Genomic DNA, 15,240 nt, shown 5'->3' on the forward strand with positions numbered 1-15,240 from the left:
GTAGCGACTTATGGGAGTCCACCGTTGCGATGTCCGATGAGAAACCACACGCGTCCGGGAACATCGAGGAGGGAGACACGAGCGAACGCGTCGGAAAGGCGGTTCTTCGCGAACGCGGGCTCGAGCCCGAGGAGCTTCGCGAGAAGCTGCTCGACGCGATCGGTGCCGAGTTTACCACCTACTACTACTATACGAACCTGCGGATGCATCTGGCCGGCCACGAGGACTACAAGGAAATCACCGAGGACGCCCGGCTCGAGGACCGGGCGCACTTCGAACTCGTCGCGCCGCGGGTGTACGAACTGGGCGGCCATCTGCCAAACGACATCCGCGATTTCGCCGACCGGGCGTCCTGCCCGGACGCCGAACTGCCCGTCCCGTACGACGACGAGGGCGGCCGCTTAGACGTCACCGAACTCACGGCCGAGGACGTACTCGAGGTGTTACTCGAGGCCGAGCGCTGTGCCATCCGCACGTGGTCGGAGATCTGCGATCTGACCAACGGGAAAGATCCCCGGACCTACGACATGGCATCGCGTATCCTCCAGGAAGAGATCGAACACGAGGCCTGGTTCGTCGAACTCCTCTCGATGGAGCGCGACGGCGAGATCAATCCGGCGGGCCACTTCATTCGCGGCGAACCGGGCGAGGCGCCCTACTCGACGAACCGTCGGTTCAACGACAGCGCGTAGCGACGTGACGCCGGTAGCGCGACCCGTCTCGAGCAGCGACCGACACCCCCATGTCACTCGCCACCATGAGATAGGACATGGACGAAGTCGAGGTGTTCGTCGAGATCGACGCGCCGCCCGCGGTCGTCTGGGATGCCCTGCTCTCGTTCGCGACGTATCCGGAATGGGATCCGATCGGCCGGACGATCGAGGGCGTTACCGTCGAGAGCGGCGACCCACGGCGGCCGCGCTTTGCGTCCGGTCGCGGCCGCCGAGCCGCGGAGCCGTCGGTAGTCGCGGTCGAACCGGGCAGACGGCTCGCCTGGCGCGACCGGTTCCTCGTCCCGTTCGCGCTCGATCGCTACCACGAGTTCCGCCTCGAGCCGATCGAGAGCGGTCGACGCACGCGCCTGCTCCAGCGGGAGACGGTTCGTGGCGCGCTCGCCCCGCTGGTGTTCGACCGCGCTCGCGTCGAACGGGCGTTCGTCGCGATGAACGAGGCGATCGCGGCCCGAGCGGAACGACCGGCGAGCGCGGCCGCCTGATGCGGTCTGCCTCGATCTGCTTCCCGCCAGGTGTGGACGACTCCGTCAGATCAGGTCGGAAAGCGCCGCGAGCGACTCGAGTTCGTGGGCTGGCTCGGTCGATAACTCGTAGTCGGTCCGGTGATCGCGCCGGAGAAAGGCCGCGTCGATCCCCGCCGCGTCCGCCGCGCCGATATCGGCCCGACTGTCGCCGACGAACAGCGGATTGTCGGGCTCGAGGGCCGCGAGCGCTCGCTCGAGGTAATGTGGCGTCGGCTTCTTGCGTTCGATCCCCTCGAGCGTCGGTTCGCGGCCGTACCAGACATCAAACGGCGCGAGTTCGCAGTGCTCGATGACGTTTCCGATCGTCTCGTGTTGGTTGTTGCTGACGATTCCGGTCGGGACTGACAGCGACTCGAGCGTCGCCACGTCGTCGTAGGGCGCTTTTCGGCCGGCTCGAAGCTCCGCGAGCTGAGCCTCGATCGCTGCCGTTTCCCGGGCTTGCCAGAGCCGGTCGGGATCGATATCGTGTCCGTCGGCGACTCGATGGAGCGAGTCGACGGTGGGGCCGAGCAGCGTCTCGACGTGGTCCGCGGGCGGGTCGGCTACGCCGATCGCTTCGAAGGCGTCGTACATTGCGTCGACCAGTACGGACCGCTCCGTCGGCGTCGTCAACACGCCGTCGTTGTCGAAGATGACCGCGTCGTACGGCGTCCGCAGTACCATGTGATAGACAGTAGGGTCTGGCGGGATTTCGATGTTGTGCTGCGTCGGAGGGCGACCCTAATGTTCGACCGCAAATAGGAGGGAGAAAACACTTATACCGCTACTGACAATCCGGGAGTGGCTCCACTGGTCTCCTATGTCACCTCCGTCCCGCGAAATAGCGGTCGCGGATCACACCGAGACGCCGACACGTTCGCTACGAGCGGCCGCTCGGTCGCGCCTCGGGATCGATCCGCGGGCGATAGCCGCGTTCCGCATCGGCCTCGCGCTCGTCGTCCTCTTCGACCTGCTCGTCGTTCGAGCGCCGGGGCTGCGTACGTTTTATACGGACGACGGCGTCTTCCCCCGATCCGCCCTCGCGGAGGCGTCTCCGAAACTCGCGCGGTGGTCGCTTCACACCCTTTCGGGAGCGGCGTGGGTACAGGCCCTGCTGTTTGCGATCACCGCTGCGATCGCCGTCTGCCTGCTCGCCGGCTACCGGTCCCGACTCGCGGCGCTCGGCTCGGCGCTACTCCTCGCGTCGCTGTACGCCCGCAACCCGTACCTGGTCAACGGCGGCGATACGATCCTCGTCTCGCTGCTGCTCCTCGCCGCGTTCCTGCCGCTCGAGTCGCGGTGGGCGCTGCGCCGTCGCCCGCTCGAGCGCCGTGATTCGGCCGGGGACGCGCCGGCGGACCCTCGTGTGATCTCGGTAGCGACCGCGACGGTCCTCCTCCACGTCGCGGTCATCTACGCGCTCAACGCGGCACTCAAGTTCCGGAGCGACGCTTGGATGCGCGGCGTCGCGGTCCAGCGCATTTTCCACCTCGAGGACGTCGTCTCCGTGCTCGGACCGGCTGTGGCCGAGCACGCCGCGGTTCTCACCGCGATCAACTGGCTCTGGACCGGGGTGCTGTCGGCGTCGATACTCCTCGTCTTCGCGACCGGTCGGCTTCGGATCGCGACCGTCGGGGCGTTCGTCTGTGCCCACCTCGGCATGGCCGCGACGATGCGGTTGGGCGTCTTTCCGTTCGTCATGATCGCCGTACTGCTGTTGTACCTGCCGCCGCGGGTCTGGGACCGCCTCGACCGGCTCGTTTCGGAGAGTCCGCTCGAGCGTCGTCTCGAGGCAGTCGCCGCGAGTCGGGACAGCGGTGTCGAATCGCCGCTCTGGCGTCGCTTTTCGCCGTCCGTTCGGCGTGGGAGTCGACTCCTCGCGGCGGTCTTCCTCGCCGGCTTCCTCCTCGCGGTGGTGGGCTGGCAACTGGCCGCGATGGGATTCGTCGACGTGCCGTCGGACGACGACGGGAGCGTCCTCGAGCGCTCGAGTTGGGGCTTTTTCGCACCGAACCCGCCGGACTCGTATAGCTGGTACGTCGTCGCAGCCGAGCGCGAATCCGGACCGGCAATCGATCTCGTCGACGGGGAAGCGGTGGACTTCGACCGCCCGCCGAACGCCATGGACCGGTACCCGACGACGCTCTGGAAGCGGTACGGAACGAAGGGACAGGGCGTCGGCGACGCCCTCCTCGAGCCGGCGGCCGCGTACTTCTGTGAGCGCGCCCCGAATGATGTCAGTGCAGTGACTATCTACCGTCTCGAGCAGCCGGTCGACGCTGACGGGCCGGTCGGGGCACCGATCCGGCACGAACTGTACACCGCCGCGTGTGGCTGACCGGCCGGGTCCGATCAGGGCATTCGAGCCCGACCGGGGCACCGTCCGCAGGTTCAAGTACGGACGGGCGGCCAGCCCCGCCGTGATTCGCGACATCGACTCTCGCTCGAGCGTCGAACCGACCGATTCGGACAAGCCAGATCTGGTGGACGATGGGCCATAGGGCGCTGGTCGCCTACCGGCGACCGAACGGACGCTACGACCTGCGGTACAGCCACTGGGGCGGCGAGGACCTCTCGCTCGCCGCCGAGATAACCGCCACGACGCCGCTCGCCGATGGCGCTGTCGAGGGCGAACTGCTGGCCGATTCGGTCGCCCGCGATCGGATTCTGACCGACCATCTCGACCCCTGCGTCCACGAGGCGCTCTATCTCGTCGCGCCGGCGGCGAACTACCGGGTCGATCCCTACCGCGTCTGCTGGCTCGAGTGGGGAACCGGGCAGAATCCCGGCCGAGGTACGATCGTCGCGGTCGATCCCGCGGCCGATAGCGCGGTCAGGCGCTGGGTTCGCGCCACCAAGACCGCGCTGGCGGACATCGTCGAGATGGGGGCGCTCTCCCGGCGGGCAGCGCGGACGTATCTCGAGGCTCGCGTGTGCGAGGAATACGACGGCATCGTCTACACCTACGGAGACTCGTCGGCGGCCGACTCGGGGATACCGGACGCACCGCCGTCAACGCGCTGGCCCGAGGGGCGAGCGAACGGCGGTGAAAACCGGACGGAGAACGCGAACGAGACGGACGACGAGAGCGAAAGCGGCGACGGGAACGCGTTCCGCTGATCACTCGCCGGTGGTCCAGCGGGCGTCCGCGAGCGTCCGCTGAACGACTTCGTTACCGACGGCTTCCCCAAGCAGTTCGAACCCGGCGCGCTCGCTTCGGTCGCTCGCGTTCGCGACGAGTCGCGAGACGATGAACTCCGGCGTCGACCGACCCACGGTGCCAAAGCGGGGCTGATAATCGACGAGCAACTCGAGATCGGGGTTCAACCCCTCCGCGAAGATGCCGTCGACCCGCGCTTCGGGCGGCAGCGGCTCTAAGTCGTCCGCGAGGTGGGTGACGAACACGCCCAGCGCCTCGCGGTCGACGGAGAGGGTGACCAGCCCGTGGAGCAGGTCGGCCGCGCTGCCCGGCTCCGTGATCGCCTCGAACTCGTCGACCAGCATCAGCGTGCGCCCGCCCGATGACAGCGGGGGGACGATCGACCGCAGCGTCGACTCGAGGACGCCGGCGTTGAAACTCGCGTGTCGGCGATGGAAGACCAGCGAGTCGACCGGCGTCACTTCGGCCCGGTCTGCGGGGACCGGCAGCCCCATCGTCGCCAACAGGACGACCTGACACAGCGTCTCGAGCAAGGTCGTCTTCCCGCCGCTGTTGGCTCCGGTCAGGACGGCGACGCGCTCCGCGCCGGGGACCGCGTTCACGCCGTCGGGAACGCTCGTTACGTCGTGCTCGCCGAGCGCGTAGGTGACCGGCTGGACCGACTCGTCGTCGCGCGCCGCGAGCGTAAGATTACGCGCGTTGACGACCGAGACGGCGGCTTCCTCGTCGGTTTGCACACTTCGTGCACTCGTTTCTCTCGAGGCGCTTTGCGCTTCGCCCTCGATGAACTTGGGGCGCGTGCAGTCGTACTCGAGGGCAAACCGGGCCAGCGAGAGGTGCAGTGCGATGTCGTCGACCGCCGATACGGCTCGATCGACGGCGTCGCGGTTCTCCGCGAGCGTCCCCTTGAGGTCGCTCGCGACGAGCACCTCCCGCTCGTCGAGCGCGGCGGTGAGATCGCTCCGAAGGGTTCGCAGCGTGGCACCGACGAAGTCCGTCGCATCGGTCGCATCGGTCGGCATCGCGTCACGAACGCGGTCGATCGTCACGTCCGCCTCGCTCAGCAGACGGTCCTCGAAAGACTGGCGAAAGCCCTCCACGTCGCGGACGCCCGCCGATCGGAGGTCGTCGATCAGTTCGAGCGCGTCGGCGTCCATGTCCTCGATTGCACCCAGCGCGTCCCGGAGGCGGTCGAGTTCCTCGTCGGCCCCGTCGCGGACCCTCCCCCCGCGGCCGTCCAGCGCCGACAGCGCTTCGGCGGCGTCCTCGAGCCGATCAGCGTCGAGGTCGGCGATCGCGGCGAACGGCCCGGAATCAACACCGGCCTCGAGCAGCGCCAGCGCGGCTTCGACGGCCGCGTGCTCGCTACCGTCGCGTTCGTCGTAGCGCTCGTAGGCCTCGAGGACGGTTTCGCGATCGTCTTCGGCGAGGTCGGCCCAGGCATCCCGCGCGGCGAGGACGTCCTCGAGCCGATCCTCCATCGCACCGCGGTCGGCAAGCGGTGTGAGCACCCGGATCCGGTCGGCCGCACGCTGGGTGACCGCGTGGTCGACCGCCAGATCGAGCAGTTCGTTGTATGCCGAGCGGGCGTCGCTCGTCGCCAAAACGTCGATTCCAGCGCCGCCGGTCGCGCGACGCAGGATCCGCGTCGCTCGCCCGCGAGCGAGTCCGGCGTCGGCCAGCGCCCGTACATCGCCGCTCTCGATTGCCCGGATCGCTTCCTCCCGCCCCAGCTCGTCGACCAGCGTCTCCCGCGTTTTCGGGCCGACACCCCAGTACTCCTCGAGTCGCATACCCCTTGCACTCGAGGCGATGCTCTTGAACGCTGTGTCATCCGTGGTACACTGTCCGAGCACCGCGACCGTCTCGATTCGATCGGCCGTCCGCTCACAGCCGCCGGTCTGGATCCGGACTCGAGCGCCGTCGCGCGATCTTCCGAACGATATGCACGAACGTGGGTAACGATAGGGAATGGAAGGGACTGGAGAGGCACAAACACGGGGATTTTTATCGGCTCGATACCCTACTGCCTCCCATGACTGATGGGCGGGGCGAGACTCCCCGGCGAACAGGAATGACCGAAAAGTGCGGCGTCGTCGGCGTCTCACTCGACGGTCGGGACGCGGCACGACCGTTGTACTACGCGCTCTATGCACTCCAGCACCGCGGCCAGGAATCCGCGGGGATCGTCACCCACGACGGCTTCCAACAGCACAGCCACGTCGATATGGGGCTCGTGGGCGACGCCTTCGGCGAGGGCGACCTCGACGCGCTCAACGGGGCAGCGGGGATCGGTCACGTCCGGTATCCGACGGCCGGCTCGGTCGACTCCTCGTGTGCACAGCCCTTCTCCGTCTCGTTCAAGAGCGGTTCGCTGGGCCTCAGCCACAACGGCAACCTCGTCAACGCCGACGAGATCCGCGACGAACTCGCCGCCGCCGGCCACGCGTTCACCAGCGACGGTGACACCGAGGTTATCGCCCACGACCTCGCGCGGAATCTCTTAGAGGAGGATCTAGTCCGGGCCGTCAAGCACACGATGGGCCGCATCCACGGCTCCTACTCGCTGACGATCACCCACGACGACACGGTCCTTGGCGTGCGCGATCCACAGGGGAATCGCCCGCTCTGTATCGGCGAACTCGAGGACGGCTACATTCTGGCCTCCGAATCGGCCGCGATCGACACGTTAGACGGCGACCTCGTCCGCGACGTGCGGCCGGGCGAACTGGTCGTCCTCCGAGACGACGGGCAGGGCTTCGACACCTACCAGCTCGTCGAGAACGAACACACCGCCCACTGCTTTTTCGAACACGTCTACTTCGCGCGACCGGACAGCGTCATCGACGACACGCTGGTCTACGAGGCTCGGCGCGAACTCGGGCGCAAGCTCTGGGAGGAAAGCGGCGTCGAGACCGACGTCGTGATGCCGGTGCCCGACTCCGGGCGCGCGTTCGCGTCGGGCTACGCTGACGCGGCCGGCGAGACGACCGCCGACGGCGAACCCCGCGATGCCGACGACGAGGGCGTCGAGTTCGCCGAGGGGCTGATGAAAAACCGGTACGTCGGCCGGACGTTTATCATGCCGACCCAGGACGAGCGCGAGCGCGCGGTCCGGCTGAAACTCAACCCGATCAAGTCCACCATCGAGGGCAAAACGGTCACCGTCATCGACGACTCGATCGTCCGCGGGACGACCTCGACCCAGCTCGTCCAGCTCCTCAAAGACTGCGGAGCCGAGGAGGTTCACGTCCGTATCGGCGCGCCCGCGATCGTCGCCCCCTGTTACATGGGAATCGACATGGCCACCCGCGAGGAACTCATCGCCTCGGACAAGACGACCGCCGAGATCCGCGACGAGATCGCCGCCGACAGCCTCGCGTACCTCTCGACCGACGCCGTCGCCGACGTCCTCGAGCAAGAACGGATCGACCTCTGTCTCGGCTGCGTCACCGGCGAGTACCCCTACGACATCGAGGGTGAGGAGACCGATCGCGACGTGAGTCGACCCGATATCGGCGGGCCGCGACTGTCCGCGGACGACTAACAAACGTTTGCGCTGCGGGTGCAAGCGGTGTCCTGGCCGCTACTCAGATGGAGACTCCCTGAAGCGCGTCGGCGGACTCGATCAGGACTGTTCCGACCGCGTCGGCAGCGAGTGGGACGGCGATCGCGACGGCGGTGCGTGATCGCCGAGTACGCGGTAGCAGCCGAGCGCCGACTACCGCAGACAGGCCGCCACGACCTCGAGCATCCCCTCGCCGCGGACCTCGTCGGCGAACAGGGGGACGCGCCGGACGTCGGTGCCCCGGAAGAGGTCCTGCGCCTCGGCGAGGGCGCTCTGCTGGACGTCCCAGCGTCGCTGACAGAACGCGCAGTCCTCGAGGTTCGGCTGCAGGAACTCGCCCTCCACGTCGTCGGTGACGTTCGACAGCGGCTCCATCACTCGGTTAACGACGACGGTGCCGACCGGGATCTCGAACTCGTCGAGTTGCTGTCTGAGCCGTTTGGATTCGAAGACGCTCATCTCCTCGGGAACCATGACGATCCGGAAATCCGTCCGCGCGGGATCGCGCAGGGCCGCTCGCAGGCGTTCGATGCGCTCGCGCAGCACTTCCAGGTCCTCGAGTTCGTTCTCGTCCGCCGACGGGTCTCCGCCACCGAACATGTCCTTGACTCCGTCGAGCATCCCGCCGATGCGTTGGCGGAATTTCATCAGTCGGCCCATCATCGTGTCCATGATCTCGGGCAACCGCAACAGCCGGAGAGTGTGGCCGGTCGGGGCCGTGTCGATGACGACGCGCTCGAAACGCGGATCGTCCATGTACTCGAGCAAGAGCTGCATCGCGGCGGCCTCGTCGGCCCCGGGCATCGCGCCGCCGAAGAGGGCGTCCATCGGCGACTCGCCGCCGAGCATCTCACCGAGGCCGCCGAGGGGGCCGCCCTGCCCGTCCTCGCCGCCGGGGAAGGGGGAGCCGCCGGCACCGCCTTCGCCGCCAGCGAGCGGATCGTCGCCGCCATCACCCGTGCCGCCGAAAGGCGTCTCGCCCCGTTCGATCGCCGCCTCCGGATCGATCTCGGCCGCATAGAGGGGGACATCGTCGCGGATGCGGCCGGGCTCGGACGGGATGTCCGTTTCGTACGTGTCGGACAGCGAGTGAGCCGGGTCGGTCGAGACGACCAGCGTCGGCGTCCCGCCGCGAGCGCTGTCTAGCGCGGTCGCGGCCGCCATCGTCGTCTTCCCGACGCCGCCTTTCCCGCCGTAGAGGACGTATTCGGGACCGCTGATCGGCTCATCGGAGGGCTCGACGTCGACGGTCTCGCGCTCCCCGGTCTCCTCGTCGACCGAGTCGGTCGGTGTCACCTCGATGGTCGAGACACCCTCGTCGCTGTCCGTCGCTCCGTCCCCGTCCTCGTCGACCGGTTCGACGTCGATGCCGCTCATACCTCACGGTTCCCGGTCCTCTCACGAGTATTCGTCGGTCTCCGCTCGCCGAAGACGAGCCGCGATCTCACTCGAGCGAGGGCACGTACTCGTCAGCCGACCGAGCCGACGTTAGCGCTTCGACGTCACGGCGTCCGTCGGAGCGACGCCGCGGACGACGTCGGCGACGGCCAGCGCGATGGAAACGGCCCACAGCATCGTGTAGACGGCTTGCGTAACCGGGTTCGACAGCACCGAGTAGCCGAGCCATTTCCACCGGCTCTCAAAGCCGACGCCGTCCCAGGCGGCGCGGTAGGACCGCCAGCCGTAGTAGGCCCAGACGGCGGCGTTGAACAGCACGATCGGCACCACTGGGCCGGGGACGACCGTCGTAGCGGGGTTCGAAACGCATAGGGCGAGGACGACGACCCCGATCGGAACCCCCACAACGTTCGTCACCGACAGCAGCTGCGTCAGCACCGTTCCCGCCCAGAACCGACCGCGTTCGAATCCCAACCGGCCGGGCGTCGGTGAGTGGTGGTACCAATCGCGAACCCACCGACGCTTCTGTCGCACCCACGCGTCGACCCTCGTCGGGCAGCGGTTCTGGGCGTATCGATCCACGACGCCGACCGCATACCCCCGCCGGTGGGCCGCGACCCAGAGCGCCGTGTCATCGCTCGCCGCGTCGCGCCACCAGCACTCGAGGTCGGAGAGCACCCGCGCCTCGGTGAAACACGCCGTCCCCGGGAACCGATACGGTCCGCCGGCCGAGTTACCGGAGACGATGTCGGACCAGGCCGCGATCCCCATCGACTCGAGCACGGGGAGCACGCCCTCGTCGACGTTGCAAACCGTCTGTTTGGTTCGGACGATGTCGTCCTCCGCGAGGCCGGCGACGGCGAGTTCGAACGTATCGAGCGGGACCCGCGTGCCCGAGTCGAAGACGGTGACGAGATCGTCGCTCGCGAACGACCGCGACGAGAACGCGTCGGTGAGGGCGACGGCCGTCGTCAGCGGGTCGCCGAGACCGTCGAACCACCGGTCGTCCGGCGCGCCGGTCGCGAGCGCGTTGCGATCGACCGCGACGAATTTGACGTCCAGCGCATCGGTCCGAGCCGCCGCGAGCTCCCCGCGCAGTTCGGTGGCGGTCGTCTGTGCCGGTTCGTAGGCCACGACGACGGAGACGTACTCGGTCGGGTACCGCTGGGCTGCGATGGTCTCGAGCGTGTCCGACAGCGTCGTCCAGCGGTCGCGGTAGATCGGAACGAGGACATTGACCCGACGGACGCGTGACGGTGGAAGTCGACAGCCCGAACTCGGAGACGGCACATGCTCGCGGCTCGAGGCGGTCGGGGCCGGCGTAGTAGCGGCCGCCGGGTCACCGCCGACTTCGCCTCGACGTGATCGACCGTCGCGCTCGGCCTCGCCCGCCGCGACGACGCGGGCGAGCGTCGCCTCGTCGACTTCGTCGGCAGGTCGGCGGACGAACAGCGTCAGCAGGCCGCAGTTAACGACGAAATAGCACGCCTGCGTCAGGGCGAACGCGACGACGACCGCCTCGAGCAGCATCTCCCGTTACGTGCGGAATCGCCGCACATCTGTATTGTGGCCGGTCGGCGAGCGATCACCGAGAGGCGGCGACTACCCGCCGCGCTCAATCGAAGTAGTCCGCCAGCCGGTCGGCGGCCTCCTCGACCCGCGGCGTGACGAGCGCGAACCGCAGCCAGTCGGTCCGCGAGTCGCCGAAGGCCTCGCCGGGCATCCCCGCAACGCCGGCCTCGTCGATCAGCCGCTCGACGTTCTCGAGCGTCCCCGGATAGCCGTCGAACCGGGCCATCACGTAAAACGAGCCGTTCGGCGTGGTGTACTCAGCGCCCGCGTCCTCGAGCGCGTCGGTGAACGTCACGACGCGCTCGCGGAGTCGCTCGCGGTTGCGCTCGTGGTACTCGGGCGGCGTCTCGCGGAGCGCCTTCAGGACGGCGTGCTGACCGGGCCGGGTGGTCGCGACGTTGACCAGCATGTGGCGACTCTTGGCGGCGTCGACCAGTTCCGGCGGAACGATCGCGTAGCCCACGCGGACGCCGGTGATCGCCATCGACTTCGAGAACGCGTTGGTGACGATTCGATGCGCGGAGTCAGTCTCGAGCGCGCTCGCGAACCGCCCGGAGAGGTCGTAGTGGTCGTACACCTCGTCGCTGATCAGGATCGCGTCGTGGTCCTCGGCGATCGCGACGAGTTCCCGCATCGTCTCCGCGGGATAGACCGCGCCCGTGGGGTTATTGGGCGTGTTCACCACGATCGCGGCCGTCTCCGCGCCGGCGGCCGCGCGGACGGCCTCAGGGTCGAGTTGCCCCGTGTCGTCGGTCGCGACGTACGACTGCGTGCCGCGGAGCATCGTCGTCTTTCCAGGGTAGTAGGGGTAGACGGGATCTGTCAGCAGGATCTCGTCGCCGCGGTCGCGCTCGAGTGCCCGCGCCATCGCGAGGTAGTTCGCCTCGCCCGCGCCGTTGGTGACGATGACTTGGTCGGGATCGACGCCGCGGCGAGCGGCGATCTCCTCGCGTAACTCGAGCAGCCCCTCGCTGGGCGGGTACTGGAACCGATCTGGCTCGAGGTCGGCGTACTCGCGAAGCCCCTCTCGAAGCGCCTCGGGTGGCTCCCAGTCGGGGTTGCCGCTGACCATGTCGACGACATCGCGGTCCGCCGCGTCCGCGTACTCCATCACGCGAAAGAACAGCGGCGTCTCGTAGTTCATGGGTGACGGTATGGGACGGCGATCCTTTCGCTCTTCCCATCTCCTCTTCGATCGAAATGGGGCTGTACCGTACCCCACTCCGACACGGCGAGTGCCGAGTGAGCGTCCCTAGAGCCGATCCGAGATGCGATCGAGTGCAGCGGATGCGTCGATCCGGCCGGCTCCGAGCCCATCGGTGTACTTGCCCGAAAGCGAAACGGCGCTCTGCGTGATCGCCTGTCGCACGCGCCGTGGGTGCAGGTCGGGCGCGAGTTCGCGGAGCAGACAGGCGAGTCCAGCGACCTGTGGTGCCGCCATCGACGTGCCCGGCTTGTACAAGTACCGGTTTCCGTAGATTGACTCCGGAACTGTCGAGAGAACGTAGTTCGTCGGGGACGGATATTTAACCACAGCGGGATCGGACGTCCGTGTCTTCGCTCGCGTCTCGTAACCCCCACCAGGGGCAGCGATATCGATTGTTCCATCGCCGTAGTTCGAATAGAAGCTGCGTGTGTCGGTCGGACCAGTCGCTCCGACGGTCACCGTTCCAGGTGTTTCGGCCGGGAGTACGTAAGCGGATTCTCTGTCCACGTTGACTCCTCTGTTACCCGCAGCAGCCACGACTACGACCCCCCGCCGCATCGCATACTGTACGACGCGGCGGACCGCAGCGAATGCGCGGCTATTGTTTGGTCGGATCCCCCGAACGCTGACGTTGATAACGTCGACACCGAGGTCGGCGGCGTAGTCGATCGCGATGAGGATATCGGCGAGCGTCCCAATCAGTTGGCTGTAGGTGGTACCGCCGACGGAGTAGACGGGTTCGAAAAACATCGTGCGAAGCGAGACGATCGACGTATTGGGAGCCATTCCGACGATACCGGTGCTGTTTCGCGGTGCAGCGGCGATGCCGGCGACGTGAGATCCGTGGCCGTCGACGTCCGCTGCGACGGATTGCGTGACTTGGCCAGTTGGCTTCAGGATCTTTCCTGGTTTCGTGGCCGTCCGCACTTCACCCGTTCCGGCGTGTACGTGTGCGTTCCGAACGAGTCGACTTCGGTCGGTGTCAACCTGTGATGTGAGATCCGGATGGCCGAAACTAACTCCGGAGTCGATAATTGCCATCGTCGTTCCCTCGCCCGTCGCCTGGTCGTGCGCCGCGTCTGCGCGAACGAGCTGTTTGTCCCATTGTTTGTTGGACAACGGCTCGTCTTTTCGTACCGCCTCACCCTCGCTCTGCTCGATATCGTCGAAAACGTACGTTTCGTTCGCGATGGCGGCCGTGACGGTTGCCACTGATCGAAGCTCATCGGACTTTGATTTCGGCCCGTAGACGATGAAGACCGCCCCATCTGCTAACTCGTGTCGAACGTCGAATCCGACACTCGCAAGTCGAGAACGAAGCCCAGTGCCCCCTCCCAGAACGATGTATACCTCGTGATCGTCCGGTGCTGCCCGGTCGCTTGCACTGGCGGTTCCGATGCCGCCGACGATACTGCTTCCAGCGATTCTTTTGATCACTGACCGTCTCGAGGGACTGCTGATGCGTTCCATGATGGCAGAGCAATATACATTCCCATTTGTTAAATAACTTATTAATTTCATATTTTAAATACTATCACAGGAATTGTATAATATGCTCGTGCAACTCCCGACGATTTGACAACCCGGCGGCCCCTCACTCGAGCCATGGAACAGAACGACGACGTCGACCGCGATCTGCCGATGGACGTCGGCGATACCCTGCGAGACACCGGGGAGACGCTGGCCATCGCCGAATCCTGTACCGGTGGCCTGATCGGCGCGGCGATCACCGCTATACCCGGCGCGAGTGACTACTTCGACGCCGGGCTGACGACCTACGCCTACGACGCCAAGCGCCGCCACCTCGGGGTCAGTCGCGAGGCACTGGACGAACACGGTGCCGTCTCCGAGCCGGTCGCCCGCGAGATGGCCCAGGGAATTCGTGACGTCGCGGATGTGACCTGGGGCGTCTCGGCGACCGGCGTTGCCGGTCCCACTGGCGGAAGCGACGAAATCCCCGTCGGCACCGTCTACATCGGCGTCGCGTACGCGGCTCCCTGGGGGAGCGAAGAGTCGTACGCGACCGTCTCCCGCTACGAGTTCGACGGCGACCGCGCCGACGTTCGTGCCAAAACCGTCGACCGGGCCCTCGAGGACCTGCTCGTCGAACTCGAGTCGCGCTGACGGTCGCGTTCTTGAACACGTTCCGTTCGTCTCTCGTTTTCGTCTGGTGTTGTGATAGTGACAGGAAAGCGAGTTTCACGAGAGAAAACTATTCCCCGTCTGCCGCCTCAGGGGCGAGTAGATGAACAAGAAGGGACATGTACTCAATGCCGTCCTGTTGAGCATCGGGCTTGGCTACCTGCTCGAGCCGACGGGGGACCTCGAGACGTTCAGGACGATCGTGATGATCGGCGTACCAGTGACGCTGGGGGCGCTCTTTCCGGACGTCGACACGGCCTTCGGCAGGCACCGGAAGACCTTGCATAACCTGCCGATTCTGGCCGCTTTCGTCGCCTTTCCCTACGTGTTCGGGAACCTCGAGTACGTCTGGATCGGCGTATTGACCCATTACGTCCTCGACGTCGCGGGGAGCAAGCGCGGGATCGCGCTCTTCTATCCGGTCTGGGAGGAGGAGTTCGGACTACCGATCGGCGTCGCGGTCAGCAGCGAACGCGCCGATCTCATGATGGTCGCCGTTACCGGCGGCGAACTGCTGCTGGCCGGCATCGTCGCGTTCGAACTTCCACAGCAGGGCTTCGAACTGGGCCGACAGTTCCTCGGGATCTGACGGCCACGGCCGCTGTCGCTCGTCCGCATCGCGTCTGACAGCGAGCAACGAGCGAACGGTACCCCCGTTAGCGATCGCCAGAAAGCGTGATCGATAGCTGGTTTCCGTCGATCTCGACGCGATAGTCGCCGACGACGAAGGATAGTTCGGGATCTGAACTGGTCGTGACGAGCGTATCGAGCGCTTCCGGATCCACGTGATCGTACAGGTGCGTATCGAGCACCGCCGGGAGATCGGTCGACTCGACGTTCTCGATGCCGGCGATCGCGTTGACGATGGCGACGGTCGGCGTCGTACTCGACCAGACGTATCGACCGCGGAAGAGTTCGTTCCCCATCTCTCGGTCCCATGTTACTCGGAACCGAGA

The 15,240-nt window shown here is 66.6% G+C and carries 14 protein-coding genes; 7 read left to right on the forward strand and 7 right to left on the reverse strand.

The window, feature by feature from the left end; translation table 11 throughout:
• The first annotated feature begins 29 nt into the window (after positions 1–29).
• Together dps and ACJ70B_RS16320 are read left to right on the forward strand one after the other, a co-directional pair.
• Entirely contained in the window at positions 30–692 is a 663-nt protein-coding gene (gene dps / locus ACJ70B_RS16315; RefSeq protein ID WP_408958049.1) for a DNA protection during starvation protein, read from the forward strand.
• A 77-nt stretch (positions 693–769) separates the two neighbouring features.
• Positions 770–1,216: an SRPBCC family protein gene (locus ACJ70B_RS16320; RefSeq protein WP_408958050.1), complete on the forward strand. Its 447-nt coding sequence runs from the start codon at positions 770–772 to the stop codon at positions 1,214–1,216.
• 45 nt (positions 1,217–1,261) lie between these two features.
• On the opposite strand, the gene ACJ70B_RS16325 is transcribed toward ACJ70B_RS16320, so the two are convergent.
• Positions 1,262–1,921, reverse strand: a complete 660-nt coding sequence (locus ACJ70B_RS16325) for an HAD family hydrolase (protein ID WP_408958051.1) — start codon at positions 1,919–1,921, stop codon at positions 1,262–1,264.
• Between the two features lie 136 nt (positions 1,922–2,057).
• Here ACJ70B_RS16325 and ACJ70B_RS16330 point away from each other — a divergent pair, with 136 nt between their 5' ends.
• Complete coding sequence (locus tag ACJ70B_RS16330) at positions 2,058–3,575, forward strand: HTTM domain-containing protein (protein ID WP_408958052.1); 1,518 nt, start codon at positions 2,058–2,060, stop codon at positions 3,573–3,575.
• A 152-nt stretch (positions 3,576–3,727) separates the two neighbouring features.
• Positions 3,728–4,357 carry a DUF6735 family protein gene (locus ACJ70B_RS16335; protein ID WP_408958053.1) on the forward strand — a complete coding sequence of 210 codons (630 nt, stop codon included), beginning with the start codon at positions 3,728–3,730 and terminating at the stop codon, positions 4,355–4,357.
• Here the strand turns inward: ACJ70B_RS16335 and ACJ70B_RS16340 are convergent, their stop codons facing one another.
• Positions 4,358–6,190: a MutS-related protein gene (locus ACJ70B_RS16340; protein WP_408958054.1), complete on the reverse strand. Its 1,833-nt coding sequence runs from the start codon at positions 6,188–6,190 to the stop codon at positions 4,358–4,360.
• Between the two features lie 281 nt (positions 6,191–6,471).
• Here ACJ70B_RS16340 and purF point away from each other — a divergent pair, with 281 nt between their 5' ends.
• Positions 6,472–7,944 (forward strand): amidophosphoribosyltransferase, encoded by a 1,473-nt coding sequence (gene purF / locus ACJ70B_RS16345; RefSeq protein ID WP_408960125.1) that lies wholly within the window; start codon positions 6,472–6,474, stop codon positions 7,942–7,944.
• A gap of 174 nt (positions 7,945–8,118) precedes the next feature.
• On the opposite strand, the gene ACJ70B_RS16350 is transcribed toward purF, so the two are convergent.
• The 4 genes from ACJ70B_RS16350 to ACJ70B_RS16365 form a co-directional block, all read right to left on the reverse strand.
• Positions 8,119–9,342 carry an ArsA family ATPase gene (locus tag ACJ70B_RS16350; RefSeq protein WP_408958055.1) on the reverse strand — a complete coding sequence of 408 codons (1,224 nt, stop codon included), beginning with the start codon at positions 9,340–9,342 and terminating at the stop codon, positions 8,119–8,121.
• A gap of 111 nt (positions 9,343–9,453) precedes the next feature.
• Positions 9,454–10,893 (reverse strand): glycosyltransferase, encoded by a 1,440-nt coding sequence (locus ACJ70B_RS16355; protein ID WP_408958056.1) that lies wholly within the window; start codon positions 10,891–10,893, stop codon positions 9,454–9,456.
• Between the two features lie 85 nt (positions 10,894–10,978).
• Entirely contained in the window at positions 10,979–12,079 is a 1,101-nt protein-coding gene (locus ACJ70B_RS16360; protein ID WP_408958057.1) for a pyridoxal phosphate-dependent aminotransferase, read from the reverse strand.
• Between the two features lie 108 nt (positions 12,080–12,187).
• The gene (locus tag ACJ70B_RS16365) at positions 12,188–13,612 is read right to left on the reverse strand and encodes a S8 family serine peptidase (protein ID WP_408958058.1); all 1,425 of its coding nucleotides are present in this window, start codon (positions 13,610–13,612) and stop codon (positions 12,188–12,190) included.
• A gap of 135 nt (positions 13,613–13,747) precedes the next feature.
• Here ACJ70B_RS16365 and ACJ70B_RS16370 point away from each other — a divergent pair, with 135 nt between their 5' ends.
• Positions 13,748–14,266 carry a CinA family protein gene (locus tag ACJ70B_RS16370; RefSeq protein ID WP_408958059.1) on the forward strand — a complete coding sequence of 173 codons (519 nt, stop codon included), beginning with the start codon at positions 13,748–13,750 and terminating at the stop codon, positions 14,264–14,266.
• A 121-nt stretch (positions 14,267–14,387) separates the two neighbouring features.
• Positions 14,388–14,873 carry a metal-dependent hydrolase gene (locus tag ACJ70B_RS16375; protein ID WP_408958060.1) on the forward strand — a complete coding sequence of 162 codons (486 nt, stop codon included), beginning with the start codon at positions 14,388–14,390 and terminating at the stop codon, positions 14,871–14,873.
• A gap of 67 nt (positions 14,874–14,940) precedes the next feature.
• Here the strand turns inward: ACJ70B_RS16375 and ACJ70B_RS16380 are convergent, their stop codons facing one another.
• Positions 14,941–15,210, reverse strand: a complete 270-nt coding sequence (locus ACJ70B_RS16380; RefSeq protein ID WP_408958061.1) for a HalOD1 output domain-containing protein — start codon at positions 15,208–15,210, stop codon at positions 14,941–14,943.
• Positions 15,211–15,240 lie beyond the last annotated feature (30 nt).

The sequence above is a fragment of the Natrinema sp. 74 genome, from assembly GCF_046097095.1.
Taxonomy (GTDB): Archaea; Halobacteriota; Halobacteria; order Halobacteriales; family Natrialbaceae; genus Natrinema.

Excerpts from the sequence above, each read along its gene's own strand:
- ACJ70B_RS16360 (WP_408958057.1), bottom strand. The coding sequence starts at position 12,079 with ATGAACTACGAGACGCCGCTGTTCTTTCGCGTGATGGAGTACGCGGAC.
- ACJ70B_RS16355 (WP_408958056.1), bottom strand. The coding sequence starts at position 10,893 with ATGCTGCTCGAGGCGGTCGTCGTCGCGTTCGCCCTGACGCAGGCGTGC.
- ACJ70B_RS16370 (WP_408958059.1), top strand. The coding sequence starts at position 13,748 with ATGGAACAGAACGACGACGTCGACCGCGATCTGCCGATGGACGTCGGC.
- ACJ70B_RS16380 (WP_408958061.1), bottom strand. The coding sequence starts at position 15,210 with ATGGGGAACGAACTCTTCCGCGGTCGATACGTCTGGTCGAGTACGACG.
- purF (WP_408960125.1), top strand. The coding sequence starts at position 6,472 with ATGACCGAAAAGTGCGGCGTCGTCGGCGTCTCACTCGACGGTCGGGAC.
- ACJ70B_RS16350 (WP_408958055.1), bottom strand. The coding sequence starts at position 9,342 with ATGAGCGGCATCGACGTCGAACCGGTCGACGAGGACGGGGACGGAGCG.
- ACJ70B_RS16365 (WP_408958058.1), bottom strand. The coding sequence starts at position 13,612 with ATGGAACGCATCAGCAGTCCCTCGAGACGGTCAGTGATCAAAAGAATC.
- ACJ70B_RS16335 (WP_408958053.1), top strand. The coding sequence starts at position 3,728 with ATGGGCCATAGGGCGCTGGTCGCCTACCGGCGACCGAACGGACGCTAC.
- ACJ70B_RS16330 (WP_408958052.1), top strand. The coding sequence starts at position 2,058 with ATGTCACCTCCGTCCCGCGAAATAGCGGTCGCGGATCACACCGAGACG.
- ACJ70B_RS16340 (WP_408958054.1), bottom strand. The coding sequence starts at position 6,190 with ATGCGACTCGAGGAGTACTGGGGTGTCGGCCCGAAAACGCGGGAGACG.
- ACJ70B_RS16320 (WP_408958050.1), top strand. The coding sequence starts at position 770 with ATGGACGAAGTCGAGGTGTTCGTCGAGATCGACGCGCCGCCCGCGGTC.
- dps (WP_408958049.1), top strand. The coding sequence starts at position 30 with ATGTCCGATGAGAAACCACACGCGTCCGGGAACATCGAGGAGGGAGAC.
- ACJ70B_RS16375 (WP_408958060.1), top strand. The coding sequence starts at position 14,388 with ATGAACAAGAAGGGACATGTACTCAATGCCGTCCTGTTGAGCATCGGG.
- ACJ70B_RS16325 (WP_408958051.1), bottom strand. The coding sequence starts at position 1,921 with ATGGTACTGCGGACGCCGTACGACGCGGTCATCTTCGACAACGACGGC.